This is a genomic window from Kitasatospora azatica KCTC 9699 (genome assembly GCF_000744785.1).
In the GTDB taxonomy this organism is placed as follows: domain Bacteria; phylum Actinomycetota; class Actinomycetes; order Streptomycetales; family Streptomycetaceae; genus Kitasatospora; species Kitasatospora azatica.
The window spans coordinates 3,283,705-3,305,785 of the sequence record NZ_JQMO01000003.1 but is presented as its reverse complement, the minus strand read 5'-3'; the positions used below and the strand labels follow the sequence as shown (position 1 = coordinate 3,305,785).

At 73.6% G+C, this 22,081-nt stretch carries 18 protein-coding genes and 1 pseudogene; 7 read left to right on the top strand and 12 right to left on the bottom strand.

Annotation, left to right across the window (positions count from 1 at the left end; genetic code table 11):
- Positions 1-34 precede the first annotated feature (34 nt).
- Positions 35-1,600, top strand: a complete 1,566-nt coding sequence (locus tag BR98_RS25335; protein ID WP_035847791.1) for a sigma-70 RNA polymerase sigma factor region 4 domain-containing protein — start codon at positions 35-37, stop codon at positions 1,598-1,600.
- Positions 1,597-1,671 (top strand): annotated as a pseudogene (locus BR98_RS42630) (hypothetical protein); the annotation flags it as partial. The gene BR98_RS25335 and the pseudogene BR98_RS42630, both read left to right, overlap by 4 nt.
- Positions 1,672-1,724: 53 nt before the next feature.
- On the opposite strand, the gene BR98_RS25330 reads toward BR98_RS42630, so the two are convergent.
- Positions 1,725-2,108: a hypothetical protein gene (locus tag BR98_RS25330; RefSeq protein WP_157537933.1), complete on the bottom strand. Its 384-nt coding sequence runs from the start codon at positions 2,106-2,108 to the stop codon at positions 1,725-1,727.
- 254 nt (positions 2,109-2,362) lie between these two features.
- Between BR98_RS25330 and BR98_RS25325 the strand changes: the two genes are divergently transcribed.
- Positions 2,363-3,397 carry an NAD-dependent epimerase/dehydratase family protein gene (locus tag BR98_RS25325; RefSeq protein ID WP_035847787.1) on the top strand — a complete coding sequence of 345 codons (1,035 nt, stop codon included), beginning with the start codon at positions 2,363-2,365 and terminating at the stop codon, positions 3,395-3,397.
- Positions 3,398-3,507: 110 nt separating this feature from the next.
- On the opposite strand, the gene BR98_RS25320 is transcribed toward BR98_RS25325, so the two are convergent.
- From BR98_RS25320 to BR98_RS25300, 5 genes are all read right to left on the bottom strand, one after another.
- Entirely contained in the window at positions 3,508-4,269 is a 762-nt protein-coding gene (locus tag BR98_RS25320) for a bestrophin-like domain (RefSeq protein WP_035847785.1), read from the bottom strand.
- A 52-nt stretch (positions 4,270-4,321) separates the two neighbouring features.
- Positions 4,322-5,464: a family 2 encapsulin nanocompartment cargo protein polyprenyl transferase gene (locus tag BR98_RS25315; RefSeq protein ID WP_035853883.1), complete on the bottom strand. Its 1,143-nt coding sequence runs from the start codon at positions 5,462-5,464 to the stop codon at positions 4,322-4,324.
- A gap of 240 nt (positions 5,465-5,704) precedes the next feature.
- A complete protein-coding gene (locus BR98_RS25310; RefSeq protein ID WP_035847782.1) occupies positions 5,705-7,138 on the bottom strand; it encodes a family 2B encapsulin nanocompartment shell protein in 1,434 nt (477 codons plus the stop codon).
- Between the two features lie 234 nt (positions 7,139-7,372).
- Positions 7,373-7,933, bottom strand: a complete 561-nt coding sequence (locus BR98_RS25305; RefSeq protein ID WP_035847780.1) for a methylated-DNA--[protein]-cysteine S-methyltransferase — start codon at positions 7,931-7,933, stop codon at positions 7,373-7,375.
- Between the two features lie 70 nt (positions 7,934-8,003).
- The gene (locus BR98_RS25300; protein WP_051970206.1) at positions 8,004-9,809 is read right to left on the bottom strand and encodes a glycoside hydrolase family 35 protein; all 1,806 of its coding nucleotides are present in this window, start codon (positions 9,807-9,809) and stop codon (positions 8,004-8,006) included.
- Between the two features lie 183 nt (positions 9,810-9,992).
- Between BR98_RS25300 and BR98_RS25295 the strand changes: the two genes are divergently transcribed.
- Entirely contained in the window at positions 9,993-10,811 is an 819-nt protein-coding gene (locus BR98_RS25295) for an AraC family transcriptional regulator (RefSeq protein ID WP_035847778.1), read from the top strand.
- Here the strand turns inward: BR98_RS25295 and BR98_RS25290 are convergent.
- Positions 10,808-11,506 (bottom strand): hypothetical protein, encoded by a 699-nt coding sequence (locus BR98_RS25290; protein WP_157537932.1) that lies wholly within the window; start codon positions 11,504-11,506, stop codon positions 10,808-10,810. The two genes, BR98_RS25295 and BR98_RS25290, sit on opposite strands and share 4 nt — an antisense overlap.
- Before the next feature lie 98 nt (positions 11,507-11,604).
- Between BR98_RS25290 and BR98_RS25285 the strand changes: the two genes are divergently transcribed.
- The gene (locus tag BR98_RS25285) at positions 11,605-12,243 is read left to right on the top strand and encodes a GNAT family N-acetyltransferase (protein WP_035847774.1); all 639 of its coding nucleotides are present in this window, start codon (positions 11,605-11,607) and stop codon (positions 12,241-12,243) included.
- Positions 12,244-12,250: 7 nt separating this feature from the next.
- Here the strand turns inward: BR98_RS25285 and BR98_RS25280 are convergent, their stop codons facing one another.
- The 3 genes from BR98_RS25280 to BR98_RS25270 form a co-directional block, all read right to left on the bottom strand.
- Positions 12,251-13,996 (bottom strand): ABC transporter ATP-binding protein, encoded by a 1,746-nt coding sequence (locus tag BR98_RS25280; protein WP_051970205.1) that lies wholly within the window; start codon positions 13,994-13,996, stop codon positions 12,251-12,253.
- Positions 13,993-15,720 carry an ABC transporter transmembrane domain-containing protein gene (locus BR98_RS25275; protein ID WP_232247539.1) on the bottom strand — a complete coding sequence of 576 codons (1,728 nt, stop codon included), beginning with the start codon at positions 15,718-15,720 and terminating at the stop codon, positions 13,993-13,995. Before BR98_RS25275 ends, BR98_RS25280 begins: the two co-directional genes overlap by 4 nt.
- A 189-nt stretch (positions 15,721-15,909) precedes the next feature.
- A complete protein-coding gene (locus BR98_RS25270) occupies positions 15,910-17,817 on the bottom strand; it encodes an ATP-binding cassette domain-containing protein (protein ID WP_051970204.1) in 1,908 nt (635 codons plus the stop codon).
- Positions 17,818-18,066: 249 nt separating this feature from the next.
- On the opposite strand from BR98_RS25270, the gene BR98_RS25265 reads away from it, so the two are divergent.
- Together BR98_RS25265 and BR98_RS25260 are read left to right on the top strand one after the other, a co-directional pair.
- Positions 18,067-18,984 carry an NAD-dependent epimerase/dehydratase family protein gene (locus BR98_RS25265; RefSeq protein WP_035847771.1) on the top strand — a complete coding sequence of 306 codons (918 nt, stop codon included), beginning with the start codon at positions 18,067-18,069 and terminating at the stop codon, positions 18,982-18,984.
- Positions 18,985-19,009: 25 nt separating this feature from the next.
- Complete coding sequence (locus tag BR98_RS25260; protein WP_035847768.1) at positions 19,010-19,939, top strand: ADP-ribosylglycohydrolase family protein; 930 nt, start codon at positions 19,010-19,012, stop codon at positions 19,937-19,939.
- A gap of 30 nt (positions 19,940-19,969) precedes the next feature.
- Here the strand turns inward: BR98_RS25260 and BR98_RS25255 are convergent, their stop codons facing one another.
- Together BR98_RS25255 and BR98_RS25250 are read right to left on the bottom strand one after the other, a co-directional pair.
- Positions 19,970-20,614 (bottom strand): response regulator transcription factor, encoded by a 645-nt coding sequence (locus tag BR98_RS25255; RefSeq protein ID WP_035847766.1) that lies wholly within the window; start codon positions 20,612-20,614, stop codon positions 19,970-19,972.
- Entirely contained in the window at positions 20,578-22,008 is a 1,431-nt protein-coding gene (locus tag BR98_RS25250; protein WP_232247538.1) for a sensor histidine kinase, read from the bottom strand. The genes BR98_RS25255 and BR98_RS25250 overlap by 37 nt, the downstream gene beginning before the upstream one ends.
- Between the last annotated feature and the right edge of the window lie 73 nt (positions 22,009-22,081).

The following is a 22,081-nucleotide window of genomic DNA, read 5'->3' as shown; positions in this document are numbered from 1 at the left end:
GGGCCCTGGCGGCCCGACTCCCTACTGTCGGTCCGTGACCTCCGACACTGTGACCCCGCACGCGGTGATCACCGCCTACGACCGCCTGCGGGACGGCCTCTACACCTACTGCCTCTCGGTGCTCTGCGAGCGCGACGCGGCGGTGGCGGCGCTCGACGAGGTGCGCGCGCTGGCCCTGGCCAACGGGGAGCGGCTGGCCGACACCGGGCTGCGCCGGGCCTGGCTGTACTCGCTGGCCCGGTACGCCTGCCTGCGTCGGCTCGCCGCGGGGACCGCGGGCGGTGGCAGCGGAGGCGCTGCGGGCGGTGTGGACAGCGGCATTGACAGCGCGTCAGCACCCGCCGACCTGGCCGGCCGACGGCGCGAACTGGCCGCGTTGGCCTGGCCGGAGGCGGCCGGGACCAGCGCCGAGCAGCGCGAGGCGCTGGAGCTGTCGGCCCGCCACCGGCTCACCCCGCTGGAGGTCGCCGCGGTGCTCGGGCTGGCGGCGGAGCCCGCCCAGCGGCTGCTGGTCACCGGCGCGGCGGAGGTGGCCCGGACCAGGCGGGCCCTGCTGGTGCTGGCGGTGGGCAGTTGCCCGGAGCTGGCCCGGCTCGGTGGGGCGGGGGCCGAGCACTGGCGGGAGTGGGTGCTCGGCCCGGCACTGCGGCGCGAACTGCTGCGGCACGTGCAGGAGTGCCCGACCTGTCGGGGCACGGCCGAGCGGGTCGGCGACGAACTGGGCGGGCCGCTGGAGCTCGGGGCACCGCTCGCGCTGCTGCCCGCGCCGATGCCTGCGCCGCCGAAGCGGGGCGCCGGCGCCGGTGCCTTCCTGGCCGGGGCGGGCGCCGGGCGGCACGCGACCGCCGGTGCGGACGACGAGTCGGCGAGCGCAGTGACGAACGCGGTGACGAGCACGGCCGCGAGCGCGGCGGCGCGTACGGCGGCGCGTACGGCGACGAGCACTGCGGCGCGGACCAGGGACAGCGGGAGGGGCGCGGGAAAGGACGGCGGGAACGAAGCCGTCGGCCGCGTCCGGTTCGACCAGCGCGGCTTCCCCCGGCACCGCGCGCCGAGCCTGCTGGAACGCCACCGGCCCGGCGGTGACCTGCACGAACGCGCGGTCCTGGTCCGCCAGCGGGCGCTCGCCACCGGGGTGCTGGCGGCCGTGCTCTCGGCGCCGCCGGCCGCGCTCTGGGTGGCCCATCAAAACGGCTCCCCCGCCGCCGGTACCGCGGCCGCCGTCTCCTCGGTGCGGGTCGACTCGCTGCCCGGCTCGCCGGACACCAGTGGGCCCAGCACGGTCCCGGTGGCACCGATTCCGGCACTCGGCGCGGGCCAGGGGCCGGGCGCGGCGCCGGAACGCCCGCTCGGCCGCCCCTCGGGCCGGGGTCCGGCCGGGGCCTGGCGGCCGCGCTGGTCGGCAGCTCAACGGCAGGTGCAGAAACGTTGCTCCCCGCTGTTCAGGGCGTTGCCGTCCCGGTCCCCGGCATCGGCGGCATCCCCTTGGGCAGCCCGGACCTGCACCCCGAGCCCGTCCCGCCGTCATCCGCACCGGCCACCGGTGCCCGGCTCGCGGTCGAGGCCGGTGCCTACGGCAACCGCACGGTACTCACGCTGACCAACACCGGGGACGCCCCGCTCGACTGGCGCGCCGTCCCCAGCTGCGACTGGCTCCGGCTCAGCCGGGACTCCGGCACCCTGGCACCGGGCCAGCGCCTCACCGTGACCGTCACGGTGGACGATCAGCGCGCGCCCTCGCAGCACTGGACGGCGCAGATCGCGCTGCCCCCGTCCGAGGCCGTGGTCAGGTTGGAGGGCGGTCCGGACCGGCCCGGTGAGCCCAGCGGGACACCGACACCCACCCCCTCCGCCTCGCCCACCGGCACGCCCAGCGCCAGTGCGAACCCGAGCGGCAGCGCCAGCCCGACCCCCTCCGAGACACCCAGCTCGGGCAGCAGCGCCAGCAACGCGCCGAGCAGCAGCGCGAGCCCCAGCGCCAGCCCGACGTCGGGCCCGTCCGCCAGCGGCTCGGCCAGCGCCTCCGCGCGGCCGAGCAGCCCGCCCAGTACCGTGCCCACGCCCTCCGGGCCCACCGCCACGTCCGCTCCGACCTCCGCGAAGTCCACGTCCAACCCCTCGTCCTCGTCGCCCGTTCGCTGAACGGCCCCGAACCGGCCAGCTATCCCTGTAGGACTCACCAGCGGGCGCCCATGTTGCACCGCAGCCATGAGAATGCGGCTAAAAATTTCCGAGCCGGCCGACACTCAGTCAGCTGCGAGGCCGGCTGCGCCCGTGGCACGGAGCTTCGCGCCGGGCGAACAGCGGTCCGCCACGCGCGAAAAGGCGCGACGGGGCGGGCGGCACGGGGCAGGCTCGACGCATGCGAATCCTGATTCTCGGCGGCTCGGTCTTCCTCGGTCGCGCCTTCGCGGCCGAAGCCCTGGCCCGTGGCCACGAGGTGACCACCTTCAACCGCGGCAAGTCCGGCACCGACCTGCCGGGCGTGACCACCGTCCGGGGCGACCGCGCCTCGGAGCAGGACCTGGCGGCGCTGGTCGCCGGCGCCGCCGCTCCCGGCGGCCACCGCTGGGACCTGGTGATCGACACCAGCGGCCAACAGCCGCACACCGTCCGGCGTTCGGCGCGACTGCTCGCTGAGCACGCCGAGCGCTACCTCTTCGTCTCCTCCGTCCACGCCTTCGCCGACTGGCCCACCGAGGCGGTGAACGAGGAGTCACCCCTGCACGAGTGCCCCGCCGACTCGCCGCCCGACCTGCCGTTCAGCACCGCGCTCAAGGCCGGGTGCGAGCGGGCCGTGCTGGAGCAGTTCGGTGCCGAGCGCACCCTGGTGCTCAACTGCGGGCTGCTGATCGGGGCCCACGAGAACGTCGGGCGGCTGCCCTGGTGGCTGGAACGGATCGCGCGCGGCGGTCAGGTGCTGGCGCCCGGCCGGCCCGACCTGCCGATCCAGCTGATCGACGCCGAGGACTTCGCCGTCTTCGGCCTGGAGCTCGGTGAACGGGGCGCGAGCGGCAGCTACGTCACCACCGCACTGCCCGGCTCCAGCACCTTCGGCGGGATGCTCGCGGCCTGCGTCGCGGCCACCGGCTCGGACGCCGAACTGATCTGGGTGGACGACGACCGGCTGCGCGCCGCCGGGATCGAGGGCTGGACCGAACTGCCGCTCTGGGCCGCCGAGGTGGAGGACGGCAAGGAGATCGGCATCTGGCGGGCCGACAGCCGCAAGGCCCGGGACGCCGGACTGCGCTGCCGACCGGTCGAGGAGTCCGCCGCGAAGACCTGGGCCTGGATCCAGCAGCGCGGCCCCCGGGACACCCCGTACACCCAGGGCGGCGAGCCGCTGGGGATCGACCCGGAGAAGGAGCGCAGGATCCTGGCGGAGTTCCTGGGCTAGGACAACGCAGGTGGTGCGTCATCCCGTCCCGGGGGAGGGATGACGCGCCACCAGTTGCGCGAACTCAGCTGTGCGGGAAGGCAGCTGTGTGAACTCAGCTGTGCGGGAAGTCAGTTGCGCGGTGGGGGCAGGCGTTGCAGGAAGACGTCGAAGGCCGTGGGTTTCACCGCCGTCACGCCGGTGAACGGGAAGTTCATCTCCTTGATCACCAGGAGCGAGACCACCACCAAGGCGCCGAGCGAGAGCACCATCAGGCTGTGCGCAAGGGTGTTGGAGAGGCCGAAGAGGAAGGTGAAACCAACCGTCAGCACCCCGCCGACGATCAGCGCCACCCAGAGCAGCATCGGGACTTCGTCGTCCACCTCGTTCAGCCGGGCCCGGCGTTGGGAGGCGAGGTCCTCCAGGTGGGCGACCGCGTGCTCGTAGAGGACCTGCTGCTGGGCGCTGGTCGGGTTGATCGAGAAGACGCTGGTGCGCATCTGGTAGACCAGCTGGGTGGCGTCCGCACTGCTGTGGTGCTGCGCCATCAGCGGCCACTCGGTGTCGGTGACGGTGTGGGCGTAGGACAGGGTCTGCTGTTCCAGCTGCGGCCCGAGCGGGGCGGGCAGTTCACGGGAGATCCAGTAGATCCCGGCCAGCGCGTCGGCCTCCTGGAAGGTGGTCTTGCGGGCCGCGTCGTTGTTGGTCCAGACGGTGATCACCACGAAGCCGAGCAGCACGGCGTAGAGCACGCCGACGGCGGCGAAGATGAAGCCGGCGACGTCGTTGTGGGACTCGCGGACGGGGTGCGGGACCCAGCGCTGCAGCAGCTTGAGGCCGACTGCCAGCAGGACCAGGACGATCAGGACAATGCCGATGTCCTCGAAACTCATGGGGACGTACTTTCTTGAGGTGTGGCGGGGCGTGTGGGGAGCCGCCGACCGGTCAGCGGTTGCGCCGGGTGACCAGCTCGGCGAGGGCCAGCAGGTCGTCGGTGGCGGCTGGATCCGGCACTGCGATGGCCAGGTGCTCGATGGCGGCGGCCATCCGCTCGCAGGAGGCACCTTGGGCCCAGGCCCGGCCGCCGGCCCGCTCCACGGCGTCGGCGGCGCGCTGCACCTCGGCCGGGGTGAGCGGGCGGTCGATCGCATAGATCTCGGCGAGCTCGGCCCCGGCGGCCGTGCCCGAGCCCAGTGCCGCCACCACCGGCAACGACTTCTTGCGGACCATCAGGTCGGCGCCGGCCGGCTTGCCGGTGACGGCGGGGTCGCCCCAGATCCCGATCAGATCGTCGATCAGCTGGAAGGCCAGGCCGATCTGCCGCCCGAAGGCGTCCATCGCCTGGGCCACCTGCGTCGAGGCGCCGCCGTAGAGCGCGCCGATCGCGCAGGCGCTGCCCAGCAGGGCACCGGTCTTGGCCTCGGCCATCGCCAGGCACTCCGCCAGCGAGACCGTGGTCCGCTGCTCGAAGGCGCAGTCGGCCTGCTGGCCCGCGCAGAGCTCCACCACGCACTGCGCGAGGTGGCGCATCGCGGCGGCGGCGGCCGGGTGCGGATCCTCGGCGAGCGTGCGCAGGGCGAGCGAGTGCAGGGCGTCGCCGGCCAGGATCGCCTCGGTGGCTCCGAAGACCCGCCAGGCGGTGGGACGGTGACGGCGGGTCTCGTCGCGGTCGATGACGTCGTCGTGGAGCAGGGTGAAGTTGTGCACCAGCTCGACGGCGGCGGCCGCGGCCAAGGCTGCAGGGTTGTCCACGGCTGGGACGTCGGCGGCTGGGGTGTCGGCGGAGGCGGCGGAGGCGCCCACGGCAGGGGTGTTCGGGGTGCCGCCCGGCCTGGGGCGCGGGACGCCGCGGCCGGCGGCGCAGGCCTGGGCGGCGGCCAGCACCAGGGCGGGCCGGATGGCCTTGCCCGGGTCGGCGGTGGCGGGGCTGCCGTCCGCCTCGCGCCAGCCGAAGTGGTAGGCGGCGATCCTGGCCATGGACTCGGGCATGGTCTCGACGGCGGCGCGCAGCGCCGGGTCGACGACCGCCCGGACGCGGCTCAGCAGGTCGGCGGCGCGCTGGTCGTAGCAGTCGGACGGGTCGCTGATGGGCTGGTCACTGACTGGCTGGGCGTAGTCGTTGTCGTGGTTGTCCTGGTTACCTCGGCTGAGCGTCTCGATACCCAAGGTTTCGGCCCCCCAGAGATTGGGTCATGAGAGATTGGGTCATGAGCAGCGGGTCATGAACAGCAGGGTCATGCGCAATGCGGTCAGGCTGGCGACTTCCCCACCGGCCGCCCCGACGGAAATTCCGGAGCGACCGACGGCGAAGCGGATTGCGACAGCGGTTCAGTCGCGCGGGCGGGCGATTTCCACGTTCTCCAGCACGCCGATGGCGTCGGGCACCAGAATGGCGGCCGAATAGTAGGCGCTCACCAGGTAGGAAATGATGGCCTTCTCGTTGATCCCCATGAACCGGACCGAGAGGCTGGGCTCGTACTCGTCGGGGATGCCGGCCTGGTGCAGGCCCACCACGCCCTGCTTGTCCTCACCGGTACGCATGGCGAGGATCGAGGTGGTGTGACCGTCCACGATCGGGATCTTGTTGCAGGAGAGGATCGGGACCCCGCGCCAACCGGGAACGCGCTGCCCCTCCATCTCCACCGGGTCCGGGTAGAGGCCGCGGCTGCTGCACTCCCGGCCGAAGGCGGCGATGGCGCGCGGGTGGGCCAGGAAGAACTTGGTGCCGCGGCGACGGCTGAGCAACTCGTCCATGTCGTCCGGGGTGGGGGCGCCGTGGTGGGTCTGGATCCGCTGCTCGTACTCGGCGTTCTGCAGCAGGCCGAACTCGGGGTTGTTGATCAGCTCGTGCTCCTGGCGCTCCTTCAGCGCCTCGATGGTGAGCTTCAACTGCTGCTCGATCTGGTTCATCGGCTGGTTGTAGAGGTCGGCGACCCGGCTGTGCACCTGCAGCACCGTCTGCGCGACGCTCAGCTCGTACTCCCGGGGGGCGACCTCGTAGTCCACGAAGGTGCTGGGGAGCTCGTACTCGCCCTCATGGCCGGCCGAGAGCTCGATCTCGGCCTCGCCGTGCTTGCTCTGCGGCTGCTGGGCATCGGCGAGGTACCGCAGGATCTGGGTCCGCAGCGCCTCGGAGCGGTCGGCCAACTCCTGGAAGGCGGGCCAGGGCAGGGCCATCGCGGTGCCGGCCGTGGCGGCCTTGACGCTGTAGTGCCAGACGCCGTCGGCCTCGGTCAGCGCCTCGTCGCCGAGGTGGTCGCCGTCCGCCAGTACGCCGACGATCGCGCTCTCGCCGTACTTGCTGGTGCCGATCTTGTTGACCTTGCCGTGCGCGATCAGGAAGACCTCGTTGATCTCCTGGCCGGCCTCGACCAGGGTCTCGCCGGCCCGGAAGTCGCGCTGCACGAAGCGGGCGGCGAGCTCCGCGAGCAGGGCGTCGTCCTCCAGCCCGCGCAGCACCGGGACCTCGCGCAAGGAGGGGGCCAGCACCTTGACGTCCGCACCGGTCTTGACGAAGGAGACCCGGCCGCGGCCGACCGCGTAGCTCAGCCGGCGGTTGACCCGGTACGTACCACCCGAGACCTGGACCCAGGGCAACACCCGGAGCAGCCAACGCGAGCTGATGCCCTGCATCTGCGGCGCGGACTTGGTGGTCGTGGCAAGATTCCTGGCTGCGGCAGTGCCAAGACTCTGCTGCTGGCCGTTCTGGCCGCCCGGCTGGGCGCTCGGTGCCGGAATACCGACATTGGTCTCAGTTGTCATAACAGGGCCCTCCCCCACGCGATGATTCGGACTACTGGAATCAGGGTGGGGCCCGAAGGGCCTACCGCGCAATCACTCGGACGAGTGATTGAGGCCGTGGCACGATTAGTATAATTAGAGCCGCTATTCGAATTCTGTTCGGGGAAATTCCGGGCAGAATCGATCCGGCACGGCATGTTTTGCGGCGCCCGGCCGAGCCGGAGCAGGGACCAGCCCCGCCGAGCGGGGCGAGGATCAGCCCGGCCCGTCCCAGTCCAGCGTCGGCGCCAACCACCCCTCCAGGGTCAGCAGCCACCGCTTCACGTCCATCGCGACCCGGCCGTTCCCGAACCCGCCCAGGCCGTCCGCGGCCACCACCCGGTGGCAGGGCACCAGCACCGACAGCGGGTTGGCGCCCATCATCTGGCCGACCGCCCTGGCCGCGAGCCCCGGGCTCTGGGCGACCTCCTCGAACGCGCCGCTGCGCTCGGCCAGCCGCCCGTAGGTGACCGTCTCGCCGTAGGGCACGGTCCGGTACAGCGTCTCCAGCACCGTCCGGTGCGGGCCGCTGGTCAGCCGCCAGTCCACCGGCAGCGCCCACTCCCGCTGCCGACCGGCGAAGTAGGACTCGAAGGCCTGCTCGACCGCCGTGGCGCGCCGCCGGTCGGTGCAGCGCGGCGCACCGGTCGGCACGTTGTCCGGAGCGAACTGCACGGCGGCCACACCGATCGCGGTGACCCCGACCGTCAGCGGGCCGCTGGGCAGCGGGCTCGGCACGGTGAGCCACTCGATCCGGTCGGCGTTGCCTCGTTCCATACCCCCCAGATTAGGCCGCCCGGGTGACAGGGCGGCTCCGTTCCGTCCCCTCAGCCCCCGTTGCGCCCCCTCAGCCCCCGTTCCGTCCCTCAGCCCCGTTCGGCGCCAACCGGTCCAACACCGGTTCGGCGACCAGGTCGAGGCCGTCCCCGGCCGGGCCGTGCAGTTCCAGCAGGACCAGTTCGTTGCTGCCCTCGCGCAGCAGCGGCCCGGGCAGGTAGAGGGTCTGCTGCGGTCCGATGTCCCAGTAGCGGCCGAGCAGGAATCCGTTGACCCAGCACAGGCCCTTGCCGTGGCCTTCGGTCAGCACGAAGGTGTCGGCCGGCTGGTCGAGTTCCAGCACCGCACGCCGGAAGACCGGCTGATCGGCTGCGGCCGGACGCTGCGCGGACTCCCCTTCGAGGAACGGCAGATCGCCGATGTCCTCGAGCGGCAGCGGGTACATCTGCCAGCTGTGCAGCTGCTGCAGTCCGAGCCGCACCGCGCCACTGATGCCCTTGCGATCGGCCAGCGCGGGACCGTAGTTGATCCGCCCGAGGTTCTCCACCAGCAGTTCGAGCCGGGCCCCGCCGGCCGGGACGGCCAGCTCGATCCGCCCGCCGGAGCGCCCGGTGCGGTCGAGCACGCCGACCGGCTGCCCGTCCAGGAAGACCTGGGCCCGGTCGCCGAGGCCGTCCACCTGCAGCTCGGCGGCCTCCCGCGGCCCGGTGACCCAGGTGCGGTAGAGCACGAAGCCGTAGGACTGGTCGAGTTCCTCCATGGCCAGGGTGCTCGCCGCGTGGACCGGGTCGGCCAGGCCGTCGACCAGGTCCAACAGCGGCAGCGGGGCGCTCAGTTCGAGCCGGCGGGGAGCGAGCAGCGGCGGCGGTTCGACGGCCGGGGCGGGCGGCAGCTCGGTGTAGCGGCCGAGCACCTCGCGAAACGCCCAGAACTTGGCGGTGGGGCGGCCGTCCTCGCTGATCGCGGCGTCGTAGTCGTAGCTGGTGACGGTGGGCTCCAGCCGGCCGTCGGTCAGGTTGGCGCCGTTCAGGTAGCCGAAGTTGGTGCCGCCGTGCGCCATGTAGAGGTTGACCGAGCCACCGGCCGCGAGCATCTCGTCCAGCACCTTGGCCGCGTCGGCCGCGTCCCGGGTGTGGTGCGGCGCGCCCCAGTGGTCGAACCAACCGTTCCAGAACTCCATGCAGACCGGCGGCGCGTCCGGCGCGTAGCCGCGCAGCAGTTCGAAGGACTCGCCGGCCCGGTCGCCGAAGTTGGCGGTGGGCAGCACGCCGGCCAGGGTGCCGCCCTGCATCATCGGGTGCGCGGGGCCGTCCGAGGTGAAGAGCAGGCAGTCGGCGCCGCGCCGGCGCAGGCCCTGCGCCAGGTGGCGCAGGTAGGCCGCGTCGGTGCCGTAGGAGCCGTACTCGTTCTCCACCTGCAGCGCGAGGACCGGGCCGCCGGACTCGGCCAGCAGCGGGACCAGCAGCGGCAGCAGCGCGTCGAACCAACGGTCCACGGCGGCCAGGTAGCGGGGGTCCGAACAGCGCAGCCGGGTGGCCGGGTCCTTGAGCAGCCAGGCCGGCAGGCCGCCGAACTCCCACTCCGCGCAGATGTACGGGCCGGGCCGGACCAGCACCTTGAGTCCGGTGCGCTCGGCGGCCCGGACGAACGCCACCAGGTCGAGTCGGCCGGTGAACTCGTACTCGCCCGGGGCGGGCTCGTGCAGGTTCCAGGGGACGTAGGTCTCCACCGTGTTGAGGCCCATCGCGCGCAGCAGGGCGAGCCGGTGGTCCCACTGCTCGGGGACCACCCGGAAGTAGTGCAGGGCGCCGGAGAGGATCCGCAACGGCCGACCGTCCAGGGCGAAACCGTCCCGGTCGTGGGTGAGGCTGGACATCGGCAAGGTGCTCCTCTGGTCTGGGTTCGGCCCGGCAGTCACATCCTCGCCCGGCGGCGCGGTCGTGCCGTTGAACTCCCGTCCAGCAGAACATGGACTTTCCTGCGCGTACCGTTGGGCGCGCTGAGCTCGCTGGTTCGGCACCTTTGGCAGCAGCCTTGGACTTTCCTGACGGAGGAGACCGTGAGCGGCTTCGCGCGATACCTGACGCCCTCCGAGGAGCACCGACGACTCGGCCTGGCCTGCCTGGGCGTGGGCGCGCAGCAGGTGCGGCGGATGAACTTCGACGGCCGGGTGCTGAACTGCTACGGCCTGATGCTGGTCACCCGGGGCGGCGGCTGGCTCGAGTGGGGCGACCGGCCGCGGCGCCGGCTGCCGGTCCGGGCACCGGCCGCCTTCGTGACCTTCCCCGGCCTCTACCACGCCTACCAGCCGGACGCGCTGGGCTGGTCGGAGCGCTGGGTGCTGTTCGACGGGCCGGCGGCGGCCGCCCACGAGTCGCTGGGCGGGCTGGACCGGGAGGCGCCGGTGATCGCGCTGGGTCCGGGCGTCCAGACGCTGCGACGGATCTTCGACAGCCTCAACGAGGCGGTGGAGGTCGGGGCCCCGCACCGGGACGTGGTCGCCGCCGCCCTGGTCCAGCAGTTGCTCGCGCAACTGCTGGTGGGTCGGGTGAACGACGATCTGTCGCGCGTGGTCCGCTACTTGGACGAACACGCGGTGGAGCCGCTGACGGTGGGCGAGCACGCCCGCCGACTCGGCCTGGACGAGGCGACACTGCGCAGCGAGGTGCAGCGGGCGACCGGTTCCACCACGAAGGAGTACATCCTGCGTACCCGGCTGTCGCGGGCGAAACGCCTGCTGCTCTCCACGGACCGGCCGGTCCGAGAGGTGGCCCAGGCGGTGGGGTACGACGATCCGGCCTACTTCACCAGGCTGTTCACCCGGCGGGTGGGTGCGGCACCGACGGAGTTCCGCCGGTACGGGATGGAGCAGCGCTAGCCGGCCGCACCATCGACCCGGGTGGCGCCGTACTCCCGGTGCCCGTCCAGGTAGGGCAGCCGCGCCGTCTCGCGCCAGCGCGCCGCCTGCTCGTAGGCCGCCGGCCGCACGGCGGCGACCTCCGCCGCGTCCTCGGCCCAGCCGTACGGGAAAGGACCCGCCAGACCGGCCTGGCCTGCCAGGTACTGGGCCATCTCGGCGTCGTCCGCCACGGTCCGGATCTCCACCTCGCCCCGGTCGAGCTCGATCCCGATCTCCCAGCTGCCGTCGGCCACCCGCCGCGCGCCCCAGCCCAACTGCCAGAAGACGGTCCCGGCCGTGACCTCACCACCGGCCCGGGGCTCCAGACCCGCGTCACGCAGCGCGGGCACCACCTCGACTGGGCTGCGCCAGGCGATCGGCAGTCCGGCCGCGACGGCCACACCGAGCACCGTCCGGCACGGGTACGGCGTCCGGCAGGACCCGCACCGCGGCTGCTGCCGCGCGGTTCCGTCGGTCCACGGCGAGGCGGGCTGGTGCAGCTCCACCACCCCCGCGAGCAGGAACTGGTGCCGGCCGACCGGCTCGCCGGCCTCCTTCAGGTCCCGCAGGAAGAGCAGCAGCAGCCGGTGGAAGCGCTGCCCCGACTCGTAGCTGCCGAGCGGCGGCACCGGAACCCGGACCGCCCCACCACTGTCCCGCTCCGCTGCTCCCATGCGGGCGATCCTAGGGCCCGTCCGGCCGATCTTGCCGGGCGCACTAGTGACCCCGGAATTCGGATGCCGACCGGCGACCGGCTGCAGACAATGTCCGCATGCTGACCGACCTCTGGCCGCTGCTGGCCCTGCGCGTGACAACCCCTCGGCTCGAACTGCGGCTGCCCGACGAACGGCAGTTGGCGGCCCTCGCCGAGGTGGCCGCCGCCGGGATCCACCCGGCGGACCGGGCGCCGTTCCTGCGCCCGTGGGCCACCGATCCGCGGGAGCGGGCGCGCAGCGTGGTGCAGTACCACTGGCTGCGGCGCGGGAACTGGCGCGCCGCGGAGTGGATGCTGCCGCTGGCGGTGCTGGCGGACGGCGAGGTGGTGGGCCAGCAGTCGCTCTACGCGAGCGATTTCGGGGTGCTGCGGTGCGTGCAGACCACCTCCTGGCTGGGGATGGCGCATCAGGGGCGAGGGATCGGCACCGAGATGCGGGCGGCGGTGCTGCACCTGGCCTTCGCGGGTCTGGGCGCGAGCGAGGCGGTCACCGGTGCCTTCAGCGACAACCCTGCCTCGCTGGCGGTCTCCACGAAGCTGGGCTACCGGCCGGACGGCGTGCAGCGAGACGTGCTGCACGGGGCGCCGGTCACCACCCAGCGCCTGCGGCTGAGCCGCGCCGACTGGGCGGCCGGCGCGACCACCCCGGTCACGCTCACCGGCCTCTCCCCCTGCCTCCGGCACTTCGGTCTCTGACGGACCGTCACCCCCGCTCGGCCGCCGCACCCACCGCCCAGAGCGCCGCGTAGACGCCGCCGAGCGCCAGCAGTTCTTCGTGCGAGCCGAGTTCCACGATCCGGCCGGCCTCCATCACGGCGATCCGGTCGGCGTCGCGGGCGGTGTGCAGGCGGTGCGCGATGGCGATCACGGTGCGGCCGGCCAGCACGGCGGCCAGTGAACGCTCCAGGCGGCGGGCCGCGCGCGGGTCGACCAGCGAGGTGGCCTCATCCAGGATCAGCACCCGGGGGTCGGCCAGCACCAGTCGGGCCAGGGCGAGTTGCTGGGCCTGCGCGGGCGCGAGCTCGACCGCGCCGGTGCCCAGCTCGGCGTCCAGTCCCAGGTCGCCGGCCCACTCCCAGGCGTCCACCGCGCGCAGTGCCGCGACCATCCGGTCGTCCGTCGCCCCCGGGCGGGCCAGCGCCAGGTTCTCCCGCAGCGTGCCGTGGAAGACGTGGTGCTCCTGGGTGACCAGCGCGACCTCGGCCCGCAGTTCGTCGAGCGGGAGTGTGTGCAGCGGCACGCCGCCCACGGTGATCCGGCCGCGCTGCGGCTCGTGGATTCCCGCCAGCAGCCGTCCCAGCGTGGACTTGCCGGCTCCGGACGCCCCCACGATGGCCAGCCGCTCCCCGGGCCGCACCGCGAGGTCCACGCCGTGCAGCACCTGACGGCCTTCCCGGTAGGCGTATTCGACGCCCACCGCCCGGAGCCCTTCCCCACTCTGACGTATCGTCAGATCTGCGTGCCGCTCGGACCCGGCCGCCTGCGCCACGCCCAGCACCCGCGCCAGCGAGGCCCCGCCGGACTGCAGCGTGTCCAGCTGGAAGATCAACTGGTCCACCGGCGCGATGGTCTGCTGCACGTACAGCACCGCCGCAGTGACCGCGCCCAGCGAGGCCAGCCCGTGCAGGTAGTAGAGCCCGCCGATCACCAGCGTCGCCACCACCGGCAGCACATAGGCGGTGTCCGAGATCGGCAGGAAGACGGTGCGCAGCCAGAGCGTGTGCCGCTCGGCGGCGTAGGAGCGCTCGATGTCAGCCCGGGCCCGCTCGGACCGCCGGTGCCCGATCCGCAGCGCCTCCACCGTGCGGGCGCCGTCCACCGTCTCGGTCAGCCCCTCGGTGAGCTGCGCGTAGGCGGCGCTCGCGGCCAGGTAGCCGGTGCGGGCCCGGGCCAGGTACCAGCGCGCCGAACCCCACAGGATCGGCACCGCGACCAGGCAGGGCAGCGCCAGCAGCGGGCCGAGCAGCAGCACCGCGCCCAGCGTCAGCAGGATCGTGGAGACCGCGATCAGGGTGTCCGGCACCGCCTGCCGCACCGCCCGGGAGAGCGCGTCCACGTCCCGGGTGCTGCGGGTCACCAGGTCCCCGGCGCCGGCCCGCTCCACGGTGGCGAGCGGCAGGGCCAGCACCCGGCCGACGAACTCCTCCCGCAGCTCGGCCAGCACCTTCTCGCCGAGCCGGGCCGAGGCGTACACCGCGAACTGCAGCAGCACCGCCTGCACCGCGATCGAGGCGCAGATCAGCAGCCCGGTGCGGGCCGCGTGGTCCACGCCGTGCCCGGCCTGGTCGACCAGCCGGCCGAGCAGCCTGGGGGCGGCCAGCCCGCAGACCGCCGCCAGCGCGTGCAGCAGCAGCGCCACCGCCAGCTCGGCCGGGTAGCGCAGGGCCAGTTTTCGGGCGTATCCGCGGACTTCGCGCGGCGAGGCGACGGGCAGCAGGGTGGCGGTCACGCCGGATCCCCTTCCCTGGTGACGACGGCCCGGTAGCCCGGGTCCGCGAGCAGCTCACGATGGGTTCCCTCGGCGGCCACCTTGCCGTCCGCCACCAGCACCACGTGGTCCGCCCGGGCCAGCAGGATCGGGCTGGTGCCGAAGACCAGGGTGCTGCGGCCCGCCCTGGCCGCGCGCAGCCGCTCGACGATCCGGGCCTCGGTGTGCGCGTCCACCGCGCTGGTCGGCTCGACCAGCACCAGCACCTCCGGGTCCGCCAGCAGCGCCCGGGCCAGCCGCAGCCGCTGCTGCTGGCCGCCGGAGAACTCCCGTCCGGCCTGGGTCAGTTCGCTGTCCAAGCGGTCCGGCAGCGCCTCCACCACGTCCAGTGCCGAGGCCGCCGTCAACGCGGCCGTCAGCGCCGCGTCGCCGCGTCCACCGGGGTCGAGTTCGCCGCGCAGCGGTCCGCTGAACAGCCGCGCGTCGCCCGGCACCACCAGGATCCGACGCCGCACCTCGTCCAGCGGCAGCGCGTCCAGCCGCACGCCCCCGTAGCTCGCCGCCGAGTCGGTGTAGCGGCCCAGCCGGTCGGCGAGTTCGGCCGCGTCGGCCGGCCTGGCGCAGGCCACCGCCGTCAGCCGGCCCGGACGCACCTGGAGACCCGAGTCCGGATCGGCCAGCACCCCGCCCACCGGCTGCTCGCCGACGGACCGGGCTTCGGCCAACTCCGGCTCCAGCGCCAGCAGCCGGATCAGCCGGGCGGCCGCCACCCGGGCCCGGGTCAGTTTGTCCAGCGCCTCGGTCAGCCGCCGCAACTGCGGCGCCAGGAACACCGCGTAGCCGTAGAACGCGACCAGCTGCCCCATGCTGAGCCGCCCGGCCAGCACGTCCCGCGCGCCGAGCCAGACCACCAACGCCACCAGCACACCCGGCAGCAGCACCTTGGCGCCGTCCAACTGCGCCTCGATCCGGGCCAGCCGCACGCCGGCCCCGCGCACCCGCTGCGAATCGGCGCGGTAGCGGTCCAGGAAGAGCCCCTCACCGCCGATCCCGCGCAACACCCGCAGCCCGCCGGCGATGTCCACCGCCAGCTCGGACAAGGCGCCCTGCTGGGCCCGCAGCCGCTCCTGGCGCCGGTGCAGCGGGCGGATCAGCAGCGCCACCGCCCAGGCCATCAACGGCACCCCGGCCAGCACCACCAGGCCCAGCTCGGGCGCGGTGCTGAGCATGACCAGCGCCACCACGGCCGAGGAGACCGCCGCGCCCGAGGCGCGCGAGGTGACCTCCAGCAGCCGCCCGAGCGCCGCGATGTCACCGATGCCGACGCTGACCACCTCGCCGGTGGACACCCTCTTGGGCAAGGTGGCGCCCAGTCGCGCGGACTGACGGGTGATCAGTTCGATGGCCAGGTAGGTGGCGCCGAGCTGGCCCATCAGGCTGCACCGGTCGCGCAGGATCGCGGCGGTGTTCACCACCAGGCCGAGCACCAGCACCGCCCCGCCCCAGAAGAGCAGTTGGCCCTGGTCGCGCCCGGCGATCCCGTGGTCGACGGCCTGCCCGATCGCGCCCGGCACCAGCGCGTTGGCGAGCAGGCTCAGCACCCCGAACAGCACCCCCCAGACCACCGACACCCGGAACCGGCCGACCAGCCAGGACAGGAACCGCCACGGCGAGCCCAGTTCGGGTGCCGGTTCATCCACCGCCGGGGCGTACCGCATCGCCCGGCCCAGGCCCCAACCGCCCATGGCTCCTCATCCGTTCTCGGCAAGACCGGCAAGTCTCACCGAGCCCCGGGTACGAAGCAACCCGATTTCCGTCGGTCCGGGCGCCCTTGCCGAGCGGGCACCCCGTGAGCGAGCACCCCCGGCGAGCGGCACCTCGGTGCGCGGGCGCCCCGGTGGGGCCGGCCGCCCGGGAACGACCGGCCCCACCGCTCAGCCTTCGGTGCGCTGGCGCGGGATCGCGCTGCGGTCCTGCGAGAGCAGCCACAGCTCACGGAACAGCCCCGGCTCCTCGGTCAGCTGCTCGAACGGCCCCTGCTGCAGGATCTCGCCGTGCCCCAGCACCACGATCCGGTCCGCCACCGCGGTGTTGGCCAGGTTGTGGGTGACCAGCACCACCGCCCGGTCGGCCGCCACCTGCCGCAGCCCGGAGAAGATCCGGTGCTCGGCCCGCGGGTCGAGGTCGCTGGTCGGCTCGTCCAGCACCAGCAGCCCGCCGGCCCGGAAGAACGCCCGGCCGATCGCGATCCGCTGCCACTGCCCGCCGGAGAGCGCGACCCCGCCCCACCACTCCCTGGCCAGCAGGGTGTTCAGGCCCGAGCGGAGCCGGTCGATCACCTCGTGCGCGCCCGAGGCGCGGGCGGCGGTCAGCACGTCCGCGTCCCCGCCGGCGGTGGGCTGGCCGAGCTGGATGTTCTCCCGGGCGGTGTCCGGCCACTCGGCGAACTTCTGCGGCACCACGGCGGTGTGCCGCCAGACCTCGCGCGGGTCGAGCTCGCGCATGTCCACGCCGTCCCAGAGCACCTGGCCCTCGGTGGCCAGGTTGAGCCCGCAGAGCAGCTTCATCAGGGTGCTCTTGCCGGCGCCGTTCTCACCGACGATGGCGACGATCTCGCCGCGCCGCACGGTCAGCGAGAGCTTGTCGATGATCGGCGCCTCCGCGCCCGGATAGCGGAAGGTCACCTCGCGCAGCTCCACCACCGCCGGCGGGCCCGGCTTGACCGCGCCACGGGCAAGCCGCCGCCCGGCCGCCTCGTCCACGAAGGTCGACCAGTCGTCCAGGTACAGGCCGGTGCGGTAGAGGTCGGTGCCGTAGCCGACGATCCCCTGCACCGCCTGCGAGCTGGAGCTGACCGCGATCACCGCGGTGCCGGCACTGGCCACCGAGAGCCGTCCGGTGGCCAGCAGCCAGCCCAGCGCCAGCCAGAGCACCCCCGCGCCGAGCCCGGCCAGTGCCGCGCCCGCCAGCGAGACCCGGGCGGACCGCCAGGCCGCCGCGTCGCTGGTCCGGTCGATCCGGGCGCCGGCCGCCCGGTAGCGGCCGAGCAGGTAGTCGGCCAGCGTGTCGGAGCGGACCTGGTCGGCCACCTGCTTGTCCATCAGGTTCCAGCGCAGCATGGAGAGCAGCCGACGGTCCTCGAAGGTGGCCAGCATCGCCAGGTAGGTGATCCGCGCGGCCCGCACCGAGGCCAGCGCCCGGGGCACCGCGCCGACCAGCAGCAACGGCAGCAGCAACGGGTGCAGCACGGTGAGCACCAACGCGGCGGCGGCCAGCTGCAGCGCCGCGGCGATCAGGTTCTGGGTCTGCGGCAGCAGGTCGCGGGCCTGGTCGGCACCCCGGTCGGCCGCGTCCCAACGGTCGTTGAAGCCCGGGTGGTCGTAGGCGGCCAGCTCGGCGTTGGTGCCGGCGTCCAGCAACAGCAGTTCGGCCTGTCGGCTGATCTTCGGCCCGATCCGCTGGGAGAGGCTGCTGACGGCGATCCCCAGCACCGCCCGGGCCCCGGCCGCGACGGCAAGCACCAGCAGCGAGGGAACCGCCTCGCGCAGCCGGTCGGCCAGGTGGCCGCCGGCGATCAGCGCGGTCAACGTGCGGGTCGTGGCCAGCAGGCCGAAGGCGCCGAGCAGACCGGAGAGCAGCTGGCAGCCGAGCAGCGCACCCAACGAGGCCCGGTCCACCTGCCAGCCGAGCGCCAGCGCCCGGCGCATCAGCTGCGGCAGGCGCCGCAGCATCGCCCCGGTGGTCATCCCACGGGCCACCACGGCCCGGTTGTCGCCGGGCGCCTGGAACTTCAACTCCTCGCGCTCTGCGGGGTCTTCGGTCTCGATCTCAGTGAACGGCATACCGACTCCTGTTCGACGAAAGGCCGGGTCAGCGATCCTGGCACCACCTCCCGCCGAACCCCGGGCGTGTCGTCGAAGCCTCACTCGATGGGGCCAATACCGTGTCGCGCTCGGCGAGTTGAGTGACAAGACGAGCGGTCTCTGGCACCCCGTGACACGGATCACCACCCTCAGGGCGGGACGCCATGTCACAGCGGTGCCGGCCGCCCTGTCCCACCTGTGTCAGACCGAAACCGAAGGAGTACCGCGATGAAGATCCTGTTCGCCGGCGCGAGTGGCATCCTGGGCCGGAAGACCACCCGCGAGCTGACCGCAGCCGGCCACCAGGTGGCGGGACTCGGCCGGGGTGCCGGCAACACCCTGCAGGCCGACCTGCTCGACCCCGCGGCGGTGCTGCGCGCCGTCGACGGGCTCCACTTCGACGTGGTGATCCACGCCGCCACCGGCCTCAGCGGCAAGGCCCTGACCAGGCACCGGGACATGGCCCCGACCAACGAGCTGCGCACCAAGGGCACCGTCAACCTGCTGGCCGCCGCCCGGGCCACCGGCGCCCGGCGGTTCGTCGCCGAGTCGATGATGTTCGGCTACGGCTACGGCGACCACGGCACCACCCCGCTCGCCGAGGACCACGCCGTCTTCGGCCCGCGCGGCACCAACGCCTGGCTGGAGCGGCACGTCGGCGCGATGCGCACCAAGGAGAAGCTGACCTTCACCACCGAGGGCATCGAAGGCATCGCCCTGCGCTTCGGCCTCTTCTACGGCGCGGGCGTCACCGACACCCTCACCGTCCCGATGCTGCGCAAGCGGGCCCTGCCCGTGGTCCGCGAGCGCGGCACCGTGCTCTCCTGGGTCGACGTGGACGACGCCGCCCGGGCCCTGGCCCTGGCCGTCGAGGCCGGCAAGCCCGGCGAGGCGTACAACATCGCCGACAACACCCCGCTCTCCTTCGCCGCCCACGTCCGCGCAGCAGCCGAAGCCTTCGGCACCCGCCCCCCGCGCACCGTGCCCAGCTGGCTGCTCCGAGCCGCCCCCCTGGCGCACACCGTGATCACCACCAACCTCTGCCTCGACCCCACCAAGGCCCACCAGGACCTCGGCTGGACCCCCGAACACCCCGACGGCCCCACCCGCCTCCGCGAACTGGCGGCAGCCCTGGCCAACGGCTGACCACCCACGGCAGGATGGTCCACATATGACCTCCTCCCACCACCTTGCCGCCCGCGACGCACTGCGCGGCCTGGCCATCGGCGATGCTTTCGGCGCCCAGTTCTTCGTCCCCGACAATCTGCCCCACCTGCGCGACCGCCGGCTCGTGCCGCCTGTCTGGCCATGGACCGACGACACCGAGATGGCCTGCTCGATCTTCGCCGCCCTGCGCGAGCACGGCGGCGTCGATCAGGACGAGCTGGCCGAATCCTTCGCCCAGCACCACGACTTCGACCGCGGCTACGGGCCCGCGATGAACCGCATGCTGCGCCTGGTCCGGCAGCGCGAGGGCGGCGGCTGGCGCAAGCTCGCCGGCGAGCTCTTCGACGGCCAGGGTTCCTGGGGCAACGGCGCCGCTATGCGGGTCGCGCCGCTCGGCGCCTGGTTCGCCGTCGATCCCGCCGAGACCGCCCGGCAGGCCGCCCGCTCGGCCGAGGTCACCCACACCCACCCGGAAGCCGTGGCGGGCGCGGTCGCCGTCGCACTGGCCGCTGCCTGGGCGGTGCGGGCCCGGAACACACCGCTCAGCGCCGAGCAGCTGCTCACCGCCGTCCTCGAGTTGACCCCGCCGAGCCGGGTCCGCGACGGCATCGCCGAGGCACGGACGCTGCTCCCCCAGCCGGATGTGCGGTATGTCGTGCACCGTCTGGGCAACGGCCGTCAGGTCAGCGCCGTCGACACGGTCCCGTTCACGCTATGGTGCGCCGCCCGGCACCTGAGCGACTTTCAGCAGGCACTGTGGACCACCGCCTCGGCGGGCGGCGACGTCGACACGACCTGCGCGATCGTGGGCGGCATCGTCGGCGCGCACCTGGGAGCAGTCGGCCTGCCCGCGGACTGGCTGGCCGCCACCGAACCGCTGCCCGACTGGCTGGACGCCGGCCGGCTCGGTGAGGAGCCCGATCCGGCGGACTGACTGACCGCCCCCGGGCGAGCCGGCGTGCGGTCAGCGGTTGAGGTAGGCCAGGACTGCGAGGACGCGGCGGTTGTCGTCGTCGGAGGGCTGCAGGCCGAGGCGCAGGAAGATGGAGGCGGTGTGCTTGGCGATGGCCCGCTCGGTGATCACCAGTTGCTGGGCGATGGCGGCGTTGGAGCGGCCCTCCGCCATCAGGCCGAGTACCTCGCGTTCGCGGGGGCTGAGGGCGGCCACCGCGCCGTTGTCGGAGTTGTGGGTCAGCAGGCGGGCGATCACCTCCGGGTCCATCGCGGTGCCGCCGGCCGCGACCCGGCGGACCGCGTCGACGAACTGCGCGCTGTCCATCACCCGGTCCTTCAGCAGGTAGCCGATCCCGCCGGTGCCCGCGGCCAGCAACTCCCGGGCGTACAGCTGCTCGACGTACTGGGAGAGGACCAGCACGGGCAAGCCTGGGGCGCCGCGCCGGGCCTCGATCGCGGCCCGCAGTCCCTCGTCGGTGAAGGTCGGCGGCAGCCGGACGTCGACGATCAGCACGTCCGGCTGCTCGGCCGCCACCGCCGCGAGCAGGTCGGGGCCGGTCTCGACGGCCTGAACCACCGTCATGCCGTGGGCCTGGAGCATCCGGGTCAGGCCGTCCCTCAGCAGGAAGAGGTCTTCGGCGATGACAACGCGCACGGGATCTCCAGCGAGATGATGGTCGGACCGCCGGGCGGGCTGCTGACGGCGAGCACGCCGTCGAACGCGGCCAACCTGCGTTCCAGGCCGCGCAGTCCGGTGCCGCGCGAGGGGTCGGCGCCCCCACGCCCGTTGTCGGTGACCACGATCCGCAGCGTGCCGCCAGTATGGCCGATCTCGATCCAGACCTGGTCGGCGCCCGCGTGCTTGCTGATGTTGGCCAGCAGCTCGTTGACGGCGAAATAGGCGGCCGACTCCACCGGCGCGGGCGCGCGGGCCGACAGCTCGCCGTCCAGCCGCACCCGCAGTGGCAGGTCCAGCGCCAGCGCGCGCACAGCGTCGAACAGTCCACGGTCGGCCAGCACCGGCGGGTGGATACCCCGGACCAGGTCACGCAGTTCGGCCAGCGCCTTGACCGAGGACTGTTTGGCCTCGGCGAGCAGCGCCCGCGCGGCGTCGGGACTGGAGTCGAAGAGCTGCTCGGCCGCGTTGAGGGTCATCCCCATGGCCACCAGCCGGGCCTGCGCGCCGTCGTGCAGGTCCCGTTCGATCCGGCGCATCTCGGCCGCGCCGCTGTCGATGGTGTCGGACCTGGTCGCGGCCAGATGGCTGACCCGTCGGGCGAGTTCGACCTCCCGGGTGGGCCCGAGCAGGGCTGCCGCGAGCCGGCCGTGGCCCGCCAGCAGGCGCGGTGCGACCAGCAGCCCGACCACCAGCAGAGCCGCCCCCAGCACCACAGCCGCCCAGAAGCCGAGCACACCGGGGTGCAGCACGGCGGAGGTGATCCCGGACCACGGCGGCTGCGGCTGCGTCGGGAGCACCGGAGCGGACGGGTCGGGGGCCGGGGCCGACGGGGCCTGTGGGGCCGAGGCGACCGACTGGTCCGGCAGCGGCAGTACCTCCGGCCCGCTGCTGCCGTGCAGCCGGTCCAGCGCGCCCAGTCCGTAGAGCACCACCCCCATCGGCGTCACCACCAGCAGCAGGCCGCCGAGCACGTTGACGCAGATCCACAGCAGGTCCCGCCAGGTCGCCGGGTCGGTCAGCAGCCCGCCGATCCGGCGCCGCCGGCCGCCCGGCCCGGCCGGTGGTGCCGGACGGTACGGGTCGGCGATCATCACCCCGCACCACCGCCCGACCAGCCGCCTGGTCAACCCCGCCACCCAGCGCAGCCGCGCCACGCCGAGGGCAAGCACCGCCGCCGCCACCAACCCCCAGATGTGGTAGCGGCCGTGCATGGTGACGTCCGCCGTCCCGTCGCGCAGGACGCCCGACACCAGCATCGTGATCGCCACCAGCGGCAGCGCCCCGAGCGATGCGAGCGCGCCGAGCGCCAGGCTGCGAGCGCCGGCGACCGCCCGCACGCCGATCCGGGCCACTGCCCCGCCACCGCTCACCGCTGCTCCTCCTCGCCCCTGGTGACGACCACCCATTGCCGCGGCCCAGTCTGCCCGGCCCACCGCTCGTCCC